The following is a 13,839-nucleotide window of genomic DNA, read 5'->3' as shown; positions in this document are numbered from 1 at the left end:
GACACGGTACCGGGCCGCTCGCGTCGGGTCCCGGCGGCGACGCCTCGCGGATGTGCCGCGACGTCCCGCCGATGCGACTGCCCCCCTCGGGGACGCCTCCGCCGTGTTCGCGCACCCCCGCCGGGGGTCGCGTAGCGTGGTCGGGTGCCGTCCTCGATCCCCCTCCCCCGGTCCATCCGCACCTCCGTCTCCCTCCTCGCCGTCGTCGGCCTCGCCGTCGGCCTGGGCGCCTGCACCACCCAGCAGGACGCGCCCGGGATCCTCCGACCCGTGACCGCGGCGCCCGACGCGCCCCTCACCGTCGTGGGACAGGCCGACGACTCGGACGCGTCCGTCGCCATGAGCGGGAGCCTGTTCCGCCAGGCGCCCGTCGCGGTGCTGGCCCCCGCCGGGGACGTCGCCGCGCAGGAGCTCGGTGCGGAGGCCGCGGTCGCGCTCGGTGCGCCGCTCCTCGTCCAGGGCCAGGGCGCGGAGTCCGAGATCGAGCGCCTGGGATCCTCGGGCGTGCTCGCCGTCGGCGACCTCGGGGACGACGCCACCTCCGCGCTGCCCGGGTCGACCACCGTCGTGCGGGCCGACCGCGCCGCGGACGTCGCACGCCTCACGGGAGCCGACGTCGCGGACGCCACGGACCGGGATCCGTCCGCGGCCGTCTCGCGCGTGGCGGGGCTCGCCGCGCCCGACGACGACGCGTCCTCGGCGGCCCCGCCCACCGGATCCGGCGACCAGGCCCTCCCCGCCACGGCACCCGCGGCCGCCCTCAGCGGCGCGCACGCGCTCGCGACCGACGCCGCGTCCTCCCTCGCCGCGGTCGCGACGGCGCGCGCGGCCGGCGTCGGCGTGACCGTCCTGCCCGCGGCCTCCACGGATCCCCGCGCCTCCGCCGACGCGATCACCGCGCTGCACGACGCGGCAGCGACGAGCACCATCGCGGTCGGAGCCGCCTACGCGGACGACGCCTCGCTCGAGGGCCGCATCCGCACCGCCGCCACGGGCGACCAGCTGCCGGGCGGCGGCCAGCTCGTCCTGCCCGGCAAGCGCTACGTGGCGCTCTACGGGGCCGCCGGCACGGGCGCGCTCGGCGTGCTCGGCGAGCAGGGGCCCGCGGATGCCGTGACGCGCGCGAAGGCGCAGGCCGCGGAGTACCAGACCTACTCCGACGAGCCCGTGATCCCCATGTTCGAGCTCATCGCCACGGTCGCCGCGGGCGAGGCAGGCCCCGACGGCGACTACTCATCCGAGGTGCCCGTCGAGACGCTGCAGCCGTGGATCGACGCTGCCCGGGACGCGGGCGTCTACGTCGTCATCGACCTCCAGCCCGGCCGCACCGACTTCCTCACGCAGGCCAAGCGCTACGAGTCCGTGCTCGCGCAGCCGGGCGTGGGCCTCGCGCTCGACCCCGAGTGGCGGCTCGGTGCGGACCAGGTGCCGCTGAAGCAGATCGGCAGCGTGACCGCGGCCGAGGTCGACGCCACGACCGACTGGCTCGCGGGCGTCGTGCGCGAGAAGGGCCTCCCGCAGAAGATGCTCGTGCTGCACCAGTTCCGGCTCAGCATGATCCAGGACCGCGCGTCGCTCGACATGGACCACCCGGAGCTCGCGATGCTCGTGCACGCGGACGGGCAGGGCGGCCAGCCCGACAAGCAGGCGACCTGGCGCGCCCTGCACGCGGACGCGCCCGCCGGGATGGCGTGGGGCTGGAAGAACTTCATCGACGAGGACAAGCCCATGCTCACGCCGGAGCAGACGATGCGCGAGGTCTCGCCCGTGCCGGACCTGATCACCTACCAGTAGCGACGGGACCCGACCGGGCGCGGCCCGTCAGGACTCGCTGACGACGCCCCGGTCCACGTGCCAGTGCCGGTCGAGGCGCACGGCGTCGAGCATGCGGCGGTCGTGCGTGACGAGCAGGAGCGTGCCGTCGTAGGAGTCGAGCGCCTGCTCGAGCTGCTCGATGGCGGGCAGGTCCAGGTGGTTGGTCGGCTCGTCGAGCACGAGCAGGTTGACGCCGCGCGCCTGGAGCAGCGCGAGGCCCGCGCGCGTGCGCTCGCCGGGCGAGAGGCCGTCGACGGGACGCGTGACGTGGTCGGCGCGCAGTCCGAACTTGGCGAGCAGCGTGCGGACCTCGGCGGGCGAGAGATCCGGCACCTGCTCGGCGAACGACTCGGCGAGGGGCAGCTCGGCGCGCAGCGACTGGCGGGCCTGGTCGATCTCGCCCACCTGCACGCTCCGGCCGGGCGAGGCGTCGCCCGCGTCGGGGGCGATGCGGCCGAGGATCAGCCCGAGCAGCGTCGACTTGCCTGCCCCGTTCGGGCCGGTGATCCCGATGCGGTCGCCGCCGTCCACCTGCACCGACACGGGGCCGAGGGTGAAGCCGCCGCGCGTGACGGTCGCCTCGCGCAGCGTCGCGACCACCGCGCTCGACCGAGGCGCCTGCCCGATGGTGAAGGCGAGCTCCCACTCCTTGCGCGGCTCCTCGACCTCCTCGAGGCGCGCGATGCGGCTCTCCATCTGGCGGACCTTCTGGCCCTGCTTCTCGCTGGACTCGGCCGCGGCCTTGCGGCGGATCTTGTCGTTGTCGGGCGACTTGCGCATCGCGTTGCGCACGCCCTGCGACGACCACTCGCGCTGCGTGCGGGCGCGGGACACGAGGTCGGCCTTGGTGTCGGCGAACTGCTCGTACGCCTCGCGCGCGTGACGGCGGGCGACCTGGCGCTCCTCGAGGAACGCGTCGTACCCGCCCTCGTAGACGCGGACGCTGTCCTGCGCGAGGTCGAGCTCGACGACGGTCGTGACGCAGCGCGCGAGGAACTCCCGGTCGTGGGAGACGAGGACGACGCCGCCGCGGAGGCCGCGGACGAAGGACTCCAGGCGCGCGAGGCCGTCGAGGTCGAGGTCGTTGGTGGGCTCGTCGAGGAGCACGACGTCGAAGCGGCTCAGCAGGAGCGCGGCGAGGGCGACGCGGGCCGCCTGCCCGCCGGAGAGGCCGGCGGTGGGGAGCTCCGGGTCGAGGTCGAGGCCGAGCTCCGCGAGCGTCACGGGGAGGCGCTCGTCGAGGTCGGCCGCGCCGCTCGCCATCCAGCGGTCGAGCGCGGTGCCGTACGCGTCGTCGGCGCCGGGCAGCCCCTCGCCGAGCGCGACCGCGGTGCGATCCAGCTCGGCGGACGCCTCCGCGCAGCCGGTGCGGCGGGCGACGTAGCCCGCGACGGTCTCGCCCGGGATCCGCTCGTGCTCCTGCGGCAGCCAGCCGATGAACGCATCGGCGGGCGAGAGCAGCACGCGGCCGTCCTGCGGCGCGTCCACGCCCGCGAGGAGCCGCAGCAGCGTGCTCTTCCCCGCGCCGTTCGCGCCGACGAGGCCCACGACGTCCCCGGGCGCGACCGTGAGGTCGAGCCCGGAGAAGAGCGTGCGGTGCCCGTGGCCTCCGGCGAGGCCGCGGGCGACGAGGGTCGCGGTCACGAGGCCTGCGCGCGCTCCAGCACGAGCTCGCGGACGCGGGCCGCGTCCGCCTGGCCGCGCATGGCCTTCATCACGGCGCCGATGACCGCGCCGGCCGCCTGCACCTTGCCGTCGCGGATCTTCGCGAGCACGTCGGGCTGCGCCTGCAGCGCGGCGTCGATCGCCTCGATGAGCGGACCGTCGTCGGAGACCACGGCGAGCCCGCGGGCGTCCACGACCTCCTGCGCCGTGCCCTCGCCGTCGATGACGCCCTCGAGCACGTCGCGTGCCAGGCGGTTCGTCAGCGTCCCCGCCTCGACCAGCTCGATGACGGACGCGACCTGCGTGGGGCTGATGAGCGTCGCCGCGTCCACGCCGCGCGCGTTGGCGATGCGGGCGATCTCGCCCGTCCACCACTTGCGCGCCGCCTGCGGTGCAGCCCCGGCCTCGACCGTGTCGACGAGCTCGGTGAGGAGCCCGGAGTTCACGACGTCCTGGAACTCGAGGTCGGTGAAGCCCCACTCGGCCTTGAGCCGGCGGCGGCGGATCGCGGGCGCCTCGGGCAGCGCCGCGCGCAGCTCCTCGATCAGCTCGGCGCTCGGCTGCACGGGCAGCAGGTCGGGCTCCGGGAAGTAGCGGTAGTCGTCGGCGTCGCTCTTCGGGCGCCCGGCGGAGGTGCGGCCGGTGTCCTCGTGCCAGTGCCGGGTCTCCTGCGTGATCGTGCCGCCCGCGGCGAGGATGGCCGCCTGGCGCTGGATCTCGTAGCGGATGGCGCGCTCGACCGAGCGGAGCGAGTTGACGTTCTTCGTCTCCGTGCGGGTGCCGAGCTTCCCGGATCCGCGCGGGCTCAGCGAGATGTTCGCGTCGCAGCGGAGGTTGCCGCGCTCCATCTTCGCGTCGGAGATGCCGAGCGCCACGACGATGTCGCGGATGGTCGACACGTACGCCTTCGCGAGCTCCGGCGCCTCGGCTTCCGCCCCGTAGATGATGTCGGTCACGATCTCCACGAGCGGCACGCCCGCGCGGTTGTAGTCGACCAGCGAGTGGTCGGCGCCCTGGATCCGGCCCGTCGCGCCGCCCACGTGCGTGAGCTTCCCGGCGTCCTCCTCCATGTGCGCGCGCTCGATCGGCACCGTGACGATGCGGCCGTCGGGCATCTCCACCTCGACGGAGCCGCGGAACGCGATGGGCTCGTCGAACTGGCTGATCTGGTAGTTCTTCGCGAGGTCCGGGTAGAAGTAGTTCTTCCGGGCGAAGCGCGAGCTGGGCGCGATCTCGCAGCCGAGCGCGAGGCCCAGGCTGATCGAGTGCTTCACGGCCTGCTCGTTCACGACCGGCAGCGAGCCGGGAAGGCCCAGGTCGACGGGCGTGATGTTGGTGTTGGGCTCGCCGCCGAAGAAGTTCGGGGCGTCGGAGAACATCTTCGTGCGCGTGTTCAGCTCGACGTGCACCTCGAACCCGAGCACGGGCTCGAACATCTCGATGGCCTCGTCGTAGTCCATCAGCTCTGCCTTGGCCATCAGTGCGTGTCTCCGTCCAGGGTGGTGCGCGTCGCGGCGCGCGCGAGCTCGGGTGCCTGGGCGAGCAGGGGCCCGCCCCACCGCCGCTCGAGGATCCCCTCGAGCGCGGCACCGACCGTGTAGAGGCGCGCGTCCTCGCGGGCGGGCGCCATGAACTGGATCCCGACGGGCAGCCCGTCCTCGGGCGCGAGCCCGATGGGGAGGCCGATGCCGGGGACGCCCGCGAGGTTCGCGGGGATCGTCGTGAGGTCGTTGAGGTACATCGCCAGCGGGTCGTCGAGCTTCTCGCCGAGCTTGAACGCCGTGGTGGGCGCGGACGGCGTGACGAGCACGTCGACCTGCTGGAACGCGGCGTCGAAGTCGCGCTGGATCAGCGTCCGGACCTTCTGCGCGCTGCCGTAGTACGCGTCGTAGTAGCCGGCGCTCAGCGCGTAGGTGCCGAGGATGATCCGGCGCTTGACCTCGGGGCCGAAGCCGGCCTCGCGGGTCGCGGCCATGACGTCCTCGACGGTGCCGCCGCCGGGCGGGTTGACGCGGAGGCCGAAGCGCACCGAGTCGAACTTGGCGAGGTTGCTCGACGCCTCCGCGGGGAGGATCAGGTAGTAGGCCGCGATGGCGTGCTCGAAGTTCGGCGCGCTCACCTCGACGATCTCGGCGCCGGCCTGCTCGAGCAGGTCAAGCGCCTCGCGGAAGCGCTGCGTGACGCCGGCCTGGAAGCCCTCGCCGTCGAGCTGCTTCACGACGCCGATGCGGAGGCTCTTCACGGATCCCTCGCGCTGCCCGGCGCGCGCGGCGTCGGCGAACGACGGCCATGCGTCCGTCAGCGACGTGGAGTCGCGCGGGTCGTGCCCGCCGATGACGTCGTGCACGAGCGCGGAGTCGAGCACCGTGCGGGAGACGGGACCGACCTGGTCGAGGCTGGACGCGAGCGCGATGGCGCCGTAGCGGCTGACGCCGCCGTAGGTGGGCTTGACGCCGACGGATCCGGTGACGGCGGCGGGCTGCCGGATGGAGCCGCCCGTGTCGGAGCCGAGCGCGACGGGCGCCTCGAACGCCGCGACCGCGGCAGCGGATCCGCCGCCCGAGCCGCCGGGGATGCGGTCGAGGTCCCACGGGTTGTGCGTGGCGCCGAACGCGGAGTGCTCGGTGGAGGATCCCATCGCGAACTCGTCCATGTTCGTCTTGCCGAGCGGCACGAGGCCCGCGGCGCGGAGGCGCTGCACGACGGTGGCGTCGTAGGGCGGGGTCCAGCCCTCGAGCATGCGCGAGCCCGCGGTGGACGGCATGTCGATGGTGCAGAGGACGTCCTTGATGGCGATGGGCACGCCCGCGAGCGGCCCGAGCGGGGCGCCGTCGGCGCGCTGCGCGTCGATCTCGGCGGCGCGCCCGAGCGCGCGCTCACCGGAGACGTGGAGGAACGCGTGGACGTCGCCGTCGACGTGGTCGATGCGGTCGAGGTGCGCGCGCACGGCGTCGACGCTGGAGACCTCGCGGGAGGCGAGGCGGTCGGCGAGGTCGGCGGCGCTGAGGCGCGTGAGGTCGTCGGTCATGGTGCTCCTACTGCTCTTCGCCGAGGATCGCCGACACCTTGAAGCGGGATCCGTCGTGCTCGGGTGCGCCGGCGAGCGCCTGGGCGGTGGTCAGCGTCTCGCCCGGCACGTCGGGCCGGTACACGTTCACGAGCGGGATCGGGTGGCTGGTCGCGGGGACGTCCGGTCCCGCGACGGCGGTCACCTTCGCGACCGACTCGACGATGAGGCCGAGCTCGGTCGTGAGCGTGTCGATCTCCTCCGGGCTCAGGCGGATGCGCGCGAGGCCCGCGAGGTGCTCCACCTGCTCCCGGCTGATCTGCTCCGTGGGGGTCGGCGCCTGCGGGGTCGGCGCCTGCGGGGTCTCGTCCCCGCTGGTCGCGTCGGCGGGCTCGGGCCGGGTGTCGGGCATGCGTCTCCAAAGGACTGTGTGCGGGGGTACCGGGAGATTCTATTAGCGTGACCCCATGCCCACCGCCGCCCGGATCCCCGCCCGCCGCCGATCCGGACGCGCCCGCGGGGCCGCGGTCGCCGCCCTCGCCGCGCTCGCCCTGGTGCCGCTCGCCGGATGCGCGCCCGTGAGCGACGTGCGCGGGAACTGGCACCTGGTCGCGGGATCCGATGCCGCGGGCGACCTCGGCGTCGGCGACACGCTCATCACGATGCGCGTCGGCGGCGGGGAGATCAGCGGGCGCGGCCCCTGCAACGACTACTCCGGGCGGATGGCCGAACGCGGCGAGGGGATGCTCAGCGCGGTGGCCCCCGGCACGCTCCCGTGCGAGGACGGCGGCCTCGAGGCCCGCTACTTCCAGGACCTCGCCGCCGTCTCGGCGCTGCAGGTGGACGACGGCCACCTCGTCGCCACGGGTCCGGACGACGTGCGGCTGGAGTACGCCGAGCGCAGCCGCGGCTGACCGCCGCCTGGCCCGCCGCGGTCGGGCTGCTGCGCGCCTCCCCTACCTGCCGCTGGCGTCCGAGTGGACGTCGTGCGCGACCGGCCGGTCGATCCCGATGAGGGCGAGGTTCCGGAAGGACTCCGTGCCCCGGTCGAAGTAGCTGTTGTGCCCGACGACGCCCGCGAGGGATCCGTCGGCCGAGACGCCGGAGGCCGCGCCCGTACCGGCGACGCCGAAGTGCTCGGCGCCGAACGACGCGCTGCCCGGGTCCGACCCGAAGTACGACGACCCGACCACCGGATCCCACGGCGCCTCGCCCACGAAGACGCGGCCGACCGGCACGTCGAGCTCCGCGGCGTCGCGGACGGCGCCGCCCGGCGACCCGACCATGGCGAGGGCGTCGACGGACGCCCGACCGCTCGAGAGCGCGAGCAGCGCCGCCGTCGACCCGTAGGAGTGCGCGATGACGGCGAGGTACGGCGGGTCGTCGCGGCGCAGACCCTGGATGCCCTGGATCGCGTCCTCCAGGTACTGGGCGCCCTCGTCCGCGAGGTCGAGGGATCCGATGCCCAGGAGGTCGGGCGTGCGGTAGCCGATCCACGCGATGGTCGCGACGCCGGAACCACCCTCGTCCGCGCCCGCGCCGATGAGCGTCGTCTGCTGCTGCTGGAGGCGCGCCGCGACGTCCGTCCAGTCGACCAGGCGGTCGGACACGGAGTAGAACATGCCCGGCACCACGATCGAGACGTACGCCGCCGTGTCGAGGTCGCCCAGCACGACGCCGGCGCGGCCCGGCCACGTCGTGTCGAGCGTGAGCAGCGACCGCGCGGGGCCGCCCGCCGCAGGCTCTAGCGCGCGACGCACCTCGGCGAGCATGTCCATGTCGCGCCCGAGCTCCTGCTGCGCACCGCGCCCCGGCGTCGTGGTGGCTCGGGCATGCAGCTCGCGGTCGCGCTGGTCGAGGAGGCGGCGGTTGGCGGCGTCGCGCTCGATCACGGGGATCCCCTCCAGGTTGCCCACGAGCTCGGGGATCCCCTCGGCCAGATCGAGGCGCTCCGCCTGCGCGAGGCCCGACCACCAGGCGGCGACGCCGGACACGGAGGGCGGACGGCGGATGAGCTCGCGGATCGTCGCCGGGACCGCACGGGCGAGCCGCCGGAGCTCCGGCACGTCGAGCGCGGGCAACGCGCCCAGGAGCGCGACGGGGGCCGTGCCGCGGAGCGCCCGGTCGGAGACATCCTCGTCTCGGAGCTGCTGGACCACGCGCGCGGAGCTCGGCAGGTGTGCGCCCGTGGTCGGATCCGCCGCGTCGGGCCCGGCGAGGACCGCGGGCGGACGCGTCGCCGCGACGGCAGGGGCCGCGGGTGCCACGAGCGACCCGACCAGCGCGCATGCGATGGCCGAGGCGGTGAGCAGCGCGCGCACGCGAGTCGTCACGGTCCAGATCCCCCAGAATGCGGCGTGGGAGGGCCTGCGCCCGAGGTCGGCGCGCCCCGCGCCGACGCGTGGGTCCATGGTATCGGCGCGCTGTGTCGGGCGGGAGGCCCGATCAGAGGGTCTCTGCGGCGCCGTCCGGCTCGTGGGCGCCCGCCTCCGGATGGGCTGCGGCGTCCGCCTCGACGTCCGCGGCGGACGCGATCTCCCCGGCGGCCGGCGCCTTCCTCTTCCGGGCGCGCTTCGGTTTCACCCCCGCGGTCGGGTCCTCGGGCGCCTCGGCCGCCGGATCTGCGTCGGGCGCCGGATCCGCGTCCGGCAGCGCGATGGCGTCGGGCCCCTGCTCCACGAGCAGGCGGAACTCGGCCGCTTCGATGATCCGCACGCCGAGCGCCTCCGCCTTCCCGAGCTTGGATCCCGCGCCCGGTCCGGCCGCGACGTAGTGGGTCTTCTTGCTGACGCTCGATCCGGCCTTGCCGCCCGCCGCCATGATCGCCTCGAGCGCGCCCTCGCGCGTGTAGCCCTCGAGCGACCCGGTGGCCACGACCGTGAGGCCGGCGAGCACGCCGCCCGCCGCGGCCGCCGCGCCAGGACCCGGGTGGCCGGGGACCGCCGTGACGACGCCCGCCCTCTCCCAGCGGTCGACGATCTCGCGGTGCCAGTCGACCTCGAACCAGTCGAGCAGGGCGTCGGCGATGATGCCGCCCACGCCGTCGACCGCGGCCAGCTCCTCGCGGCTGGCCGAGCGGATGGCGTCGAGCGAGCCGAACCAGCCGGCCAGCGCGCGCGCCGCGACCGGGCCGACGTGCCGGATGCTGAGGGCCACGAGGATGCGCCAGAGGTCCTGGGTCTTCGCATTCTCGAGGTTCTCGAGCAGCAGCTCGGCGGACTTCGACGGCACGGAGTCCTCGTCGCCCCACGGCTCGGCGGGGTTGAACGCGCCGTCGCGCTTCGGGGCGCGCTTGCGCCGGAACGGCGTGACGCGCTTGGCATCGCCCGTCTTCTCATCGACCTTCACCATGCCGGTCTCGGCGTCGCGGACGACGACGGTGATGGGCACGAGGTCGGCCATCGTGAGCTCGAACAGGCCGGCCTCGGTCTCGAGCGGCGGATCCTCCGGCTCGAGCGGCTGCGTGAGTGCGGCCGCCGCGACCTCGCCGAGGCCCTCGATGTCGAGCGCGCCGCGCGACGCGACGTGCTCGACGCGCCCTCGCACCTGCGCCGGGCAGCTGCGCGCGTTCGGGCAGCGGAGGTCTATGTCCCCCTCCTTGGCGGGCTTGAGCGGCGTCTGGCACTCGGGGCAGAACGTGGGCATGACGAACTCGCGCTCGGATCCATCGCGCAGCTCCACCACCGGGCCGAGCACCTCGGGGATGACGTCGCCGGCCTTGCGCAGGACGACCGTGTCGCCGATGAGCACGCCCTTGGCCTTGACGACCTGCTGGTTGTGCAGCGTGGCCTGGCGCACCTCGGATCCGGCGACCTCGACCTTCTCCATGACCGCGAACGGCGTGGCCCGGCCCGTGCGGCCGACGCTCACGACGATGTCGAGGAGCGTCGTGTTGACCTCCTCGGGCGGGTACTTGTATGCGGTGGCCCACCGCGGCGCGCGGCTGGTGGCGCCGAGCTCCTCGTGCAGCCCCAGGTCGTCGACCTTGATGACGATGCCGTCGATCTGGTGCTCGACCTCGGCGCGGTGCGCGCCGTGTCGCCGCACGAACCCCGTGACGTCGGCGATCTCGTCGAACACGCGGAAGTGCGTGGAGATGGGGAGGCCCCAGCCGGCCAGCAGCCCGTAGACCTCCGACTGCGCGGTGACATGCGCGTCGCTCTCCAGCTCGCGGACGGGCCAGGCGCCGATGCCGTGCACGAGCATGCGGAGTCGACGGATGCGCGCGCGCATGAGCTCGAGCCGCGCAGGGCTCTTGCCCTCCTCCTTCTGGCGCAGGGATCCGGCGGCGGCGTTGCGGGGGTTCGCGAAGACGCGCTCGCCCACCTCCAGCTGCCGGGCGTTGAGCTCGTCGAACTCGGCGACGGGGAAGAAGATCTCGCCTCGCACCTCGACGAGCGGCGGGTGTCCGGATCCGGCGAGCCGCTCGGGGACGGTGCCCATGGTGAGGACGTTCTGCGTCACGTCCTCCCCGACGACGCCGTCGCCGCGGGTGGCCGCCGTGACGAGCACGCCGTGCTCGTAGCGGAGGTTGATGGCGAGCCCGTCGATCTTGAGCTCGCTGAGGTACCTGACACGGCCGCTGCCGGCGTCGCGCTCGACCTTGGCGGCCCACTCGGCCAGCTCCTCCTCGCTGAAGACGTTGTCGAGGCTGAGCATGCGCTCGGCGTGCGTGACGGGCGCGAACAGGGTGGTCTCGGCGCGGCCGCCGACCGTCTGCGTGGGGCTGTCCTGGCTGCGGAGGGTGGGGTGCGCCTCCTCGAGCGCCGCGAGCTCATGGACGAGAGCGTCGTACTCGGCGTCGGCGACCGTGCTCGCGTTCGACGCGTAGTACGCGTCGCGGTGGCGCTCGATCTCGATCCGCAGCGCGTCGACGCGGGCGGACGCCGCCTCGAGATCGGCGGACGTGGTGGCGGGGACGGCGTCGGCGGCCTGGTCGGATCCGGTCGTCGTGTCGCTCATGTGACGCTCACTCCCCCGCTGCCGCGCCGGCGAGGGCGGGGGCGGCCTGGGCGGCGTCGCGCATCGGCGGCCGAGCATCGTCCACGGCGCTCACGGTGCGGTCGATGGTGACCTGGCCGAGCACGCGCGTGCCGGCGTAGACGACGGCGGTCTGGCCGGGGGCGACGCCGTGCAGGGGGTCTCTCGGGGTGATCACGAGCTGCATGCTGCCATCGACCACCGACACCGCCGCCCGCGCGGGCACGGGGTCCGCGTGCGCGCGGATCTGCACGTCGCAGTCGAACGGCTGGTCCGGCCGCGTCGGAGGGGTGCCGGCCCAGGTGTACGAGGATCCGGCGATCTCGCGGATCGCCAACGCCTCCTGCGGGCCGACGACGACGGTGTTGTCCTTCGGCCGGATCTCCAGCACGAACCGCGGCCGCCCGTCGGGAGCCGGCGTGCCGATCGCGAGGCCCTTGCGCTGCCCGACCGTGAACGCCGCTGCGCCCTGGTGCGTGCCGATCGCGTTCCCCGCGCCGTCGAGGATGTCCCCGGGCTCGGCGCCGACGCGGTCGGCGAGCCAGCCGCGGGTGTCGCCGTCGGGGATGAAGCAGATGTCGTGGCTGTCGGGCTTCTGCGCCACCTGGATCCCGCGGGCCTGGGCCTCCGCGCGCACCTCGGCCTTAGAGGGCGTCGACCCCAGCGGGAAGTAGGAGTGCGCGATCTGCTCGGCCGTGAGCACGCCCAGCACGTACGACTGGTCCTTGGCCCACGCGGCCGCGCGGTGCAGCTCGGGCTGCCCGTCCGGTCCTTCGATCACGTCCGCGTAGTGCCCGGTGCAGACGGCGTCGAAGCCGAGGTCGAGCGCCTTCTCGAGGACGGCGGCGAACTTGATCCGCTCGTTGCAGCGCATGCACGGGTTGGGGGTGCGGCCGGCCTGGTACTCGGCCACGAAGTCGTCGACCACGTCGGCCGCGAAGCGCTCGGAGAAGTCCCACACGTAGAACGGGATGCCCAGCAGGTCGGCGGCGCGGCGCGCGTCCATCGAGTCCTCGATGGTGCAGCAGCCGCGGGATCCGGTGCGGAGCGTCCCCGGCATGCGGCTGAGCGCGAGGTGCACGCCCGTCACGTCGTGCCCGGCCTCCACGGCGCGGGCGGCGGCCACGGCGGAGTCGACTCCGCCACTCATCGCTGCGAGGATCTTCACTCCGCGAGCCTACGCGCCGCGCGACCCGCGAGGCCCGCCCGGGAGGCTCGCGCGACGGCGCCGGGCAGCGCCGCCAGGAGCGCGTCGACGTCGGCGTCCGTCGTGGTGCGGCCGAGCGTGAACCGGAGCGCGCCCCGGGCCTCGTCCTCGGGGATGCCCATGCCGATGAGCACGTGCGAGACCTCGGGCACGCCTGCCTGGCACGCGGATCCCGTCGACACCGAGACGCCGGCCATGTCGAGCAGGAGCAGCAGCGAGTCGCCCTGGCAGCCGGCGAAGGTGAGGTGCGCGTTGCCGGGGAGGCGGCCGACGGGATCCGGATCGCCGCGGAGCACGGCGCCGGGCACGTCGCGCAGCACGGACTCGACGAGCCGGTCGCGCAGCGCCCTGAGCCGCACGCGCTCGGCGTCCAGCTCGGCGACGGCGAGGGTGACGGCCGCCGCGAAGGCCACCGCGGACGCGGCGTCCTGCGTGCCGGAGCGCACCTGCCGCTGCTGGCCGCCGCCGTGGATCTGCGGATCCACCGTCGCCCGCCGCGCGAGAACGAGCGCGCCGCTGCCGACGGGCCCGCCGACCTTGTGCGCCGAGACGCTGACGGCATCGACGCCCGCGTCGCGCCAGCGCCGGAACGGGACGGGCATGTGGCCGAGCGCAGCGACCGCGTCGACGTGCACGGGCACGCCGTGCGCCCGCGCGAGCGCCGCGAGCTCCTCGACGGGCTGGATCGTGCCCACCTCGTTGCTCGCGGCGAGGAAGGTGAGCAGGGAGACGGATCCGGGATCCGCGGCGAGCGCGGCGCGGGCGGCGTCCACCTCGATGCGCCCGAGGTCGTCGATCGGCAGCCGCTCCACGACGGCGCCGCGCCGCTCGAGCCACTCGACCGTGTCGACCGTGGCGTGGTGCTCGCCGTCGGGCATGAGGATCCGCGTGCGCCGGGGGTCCTCCGCGATGCGCGCGCCGTGCAGCCCCTTGATCCCGAGGTTCACCGACTCCGTGCCGCCGGAGGTGAGCACGACCTCGACCGGGTCCGCGTCGAGCGCCCGCGCGATGGACTCGCGCGCCTCCTCGAGCACGCGCCGGGCCTCCTGGCCGTGCGAGTGGATGGAGGACGGGTTCCCCACCAGGGTCAGCGCCCCGGCGAGCGCCGCGATCGCCTCCGGCCGCATGGGGGTCGTCGCGGCGTGGTCGAGGTAGACCGTCATGC

Annotated in this window: 10 protein-coding genes; 2 read left to right on the top strand and 8 right to left on the bottom strand. The window is 74.5% G+C overall.

Annotated elements, in window-relative coordinates:
- Positions 1-144 precede the first annotated feature (144 nt).
- Positions 145-1,794, top strand: a complete 1,650-nt coding sequence (locus tag KYT88_RS07305) for a hypothetical protein (protein ID WP_043587235.1) — start codon at positions 145-147, stop codon at positions 1,792-1,794.
- Positions 1,795-1,821: 27 nt separating this feature from the next.
- Here KYT88_RS07305 and KYT88_RS07300 read toward each other — a convergent pair whose 3' ends face one another.
- The 4 genes from KYT88_RS07300 to gatC are packed head-to-tail and all read right to left on the bottom strand — an operon-like array spanning position 1,822 to position 6,899.
- On the bottom strand, positions 1,822-3,459 hold the full coding sequence (locus KYT88_RS07300) for an ABC-F family ATP-binding cassette domain-containing protein (RefSeq protein WP_043587238.1): 1,638 nt from the start codon (positions 3,457-3,459) through the stop codon (positions 1,822-1,824).
- Complete coding sequence (gatB, locus tag KYT88_RS07295; protein ID WP_043587241.1) at positions 3,456-4,958, bottom strand: Asp-tRNA(Asn)/Glu-tRNA(Gln) amidotransferase subunit GatB; 1,503 nt, start codon at positions 4,956-4,958, stop codon at positions 3,456-3,458. The genes KYT88_RS07300 and gatB overlap by 4 nt, the downstream gene beginning before the upstream one ends.
- The gene (gatA, locus tag KYT88_RS07290; protein WP_043587242.1) at positions 4,958-6,508 is read right to left on the bottom strand and encodes an Asp-tRNA(Asn)/Glu-tRNA(Gln) amidotransferase subunit GatA; all 1,551 of its coding nucleotides are present in this window, start codon (positions 6,506-6,508) and stop codon (positions 4,958-4,960) included. The genes gatB and gatA overlap by 1 nt, the downstream gene beginning before the upstream one ends.
- Before the next feature lie 7 nt (positions 6,509-6,515).
- Complete coding sequence (gene gatC / locus KYT88_RS07285; protein WP_043587244.1) at positions 6,516-6,899, bottom strand: Asp-tRNA(Asn)/Glu-tRNA(Gln) amidotransferase subunit GatC; 384 nt, start codon at positions 6,897-6,899, stop codon at positions 6,516-6,518.
- A gap of 55 nt (positions 6,900-6,954) precedes the next feature.
- Between gatC and KYT88_RS07280 the strand changes: the two genes are divergently transcribed.
- Positions 6,955-7,401 carry an META domain-containing protein gene (locus tag KYT88_RS07280; protein ID WP_043587246.1) on the top strand — a complete coding sequence of 149 codons (447 nt, stop codon included), beginning with the start codon at positions 6,955-6,957 and terminating at the stop codon, positions 7,399-7,401.
- 42 nt (positions 7,402-7,443) lie between these two features.
- On the opposite strand, the gene KYT88_RS07275 is transcribed toward KYT88_RS07280, so the two are convergent.
- From KYT88_RS07275 to KYT88_RS07260, 4 genes are all read right to left on the bottom strand, one after another.
- Entirely contained in the window at positions 7,444-8,820 is a 1,377-nt protein-coding gene (locus KYT88_RS07275) for an alpha/beta hydrolase (RefSeq protein WP_043587924.1), read from the bottom strand.
- Between the two features lie 112 nt (positions 8,821-8,932).
- The gene (ligA, locus tag KYT88_RS07270; protein ID WP_043587248.1) at positions 8,933-11,449 is read right to left on the bottom strand and encodes an NAD-dependent DNA ligase LigA; all 2,517 of its coding nucleotides are present in this window, start codon (positions 11,447-11,449) and stop codon (positions 8,933-8,935) included.
- A 7-nt stretch (positions 11,450-11,456) separates the two neighbouring features.
- Positions 11,457-12,635, bottom strand: a complete 1,179-nt coding sequence (gene mnmA / locus KYT88_RS07265) for a tRNA 2-thiouridine(34) synthase MnmA (protein WP_051629383.1) — start codon at positions 12,633-12,635, stop codon at positions 11,457-11,459.
- Positions 12,632-13,837, bottom strand: coding sequence for a cysteine desulfurase family protein (locus tag KYT88_RS07260; RefSeq protein WP_043587250.1), 1,206 nt, complete (start codon positions 13,835-13,837; stop codon positions 12,632-12,634). Before KYT88_RS07260 ends, mnmA begins: the two co-directional genes overlap by 4 nt.
- Positions 13,838-13,839 lie beyond the last annotated feature (2 nt).

This window comes from Clavibacter sp. A6099 (assembly GCF_021919125.1).
GTDB lineage: Bacteria > Actinomycetota > Actinomycetes > Actinomycetales > Microbacteriaceae > Clavibacter > Clavibacter seminis.
Note: the sequence above shows the minus strand (reverse complement) of the source record. Positions and strands in the feature narration are given on the sequence as shown.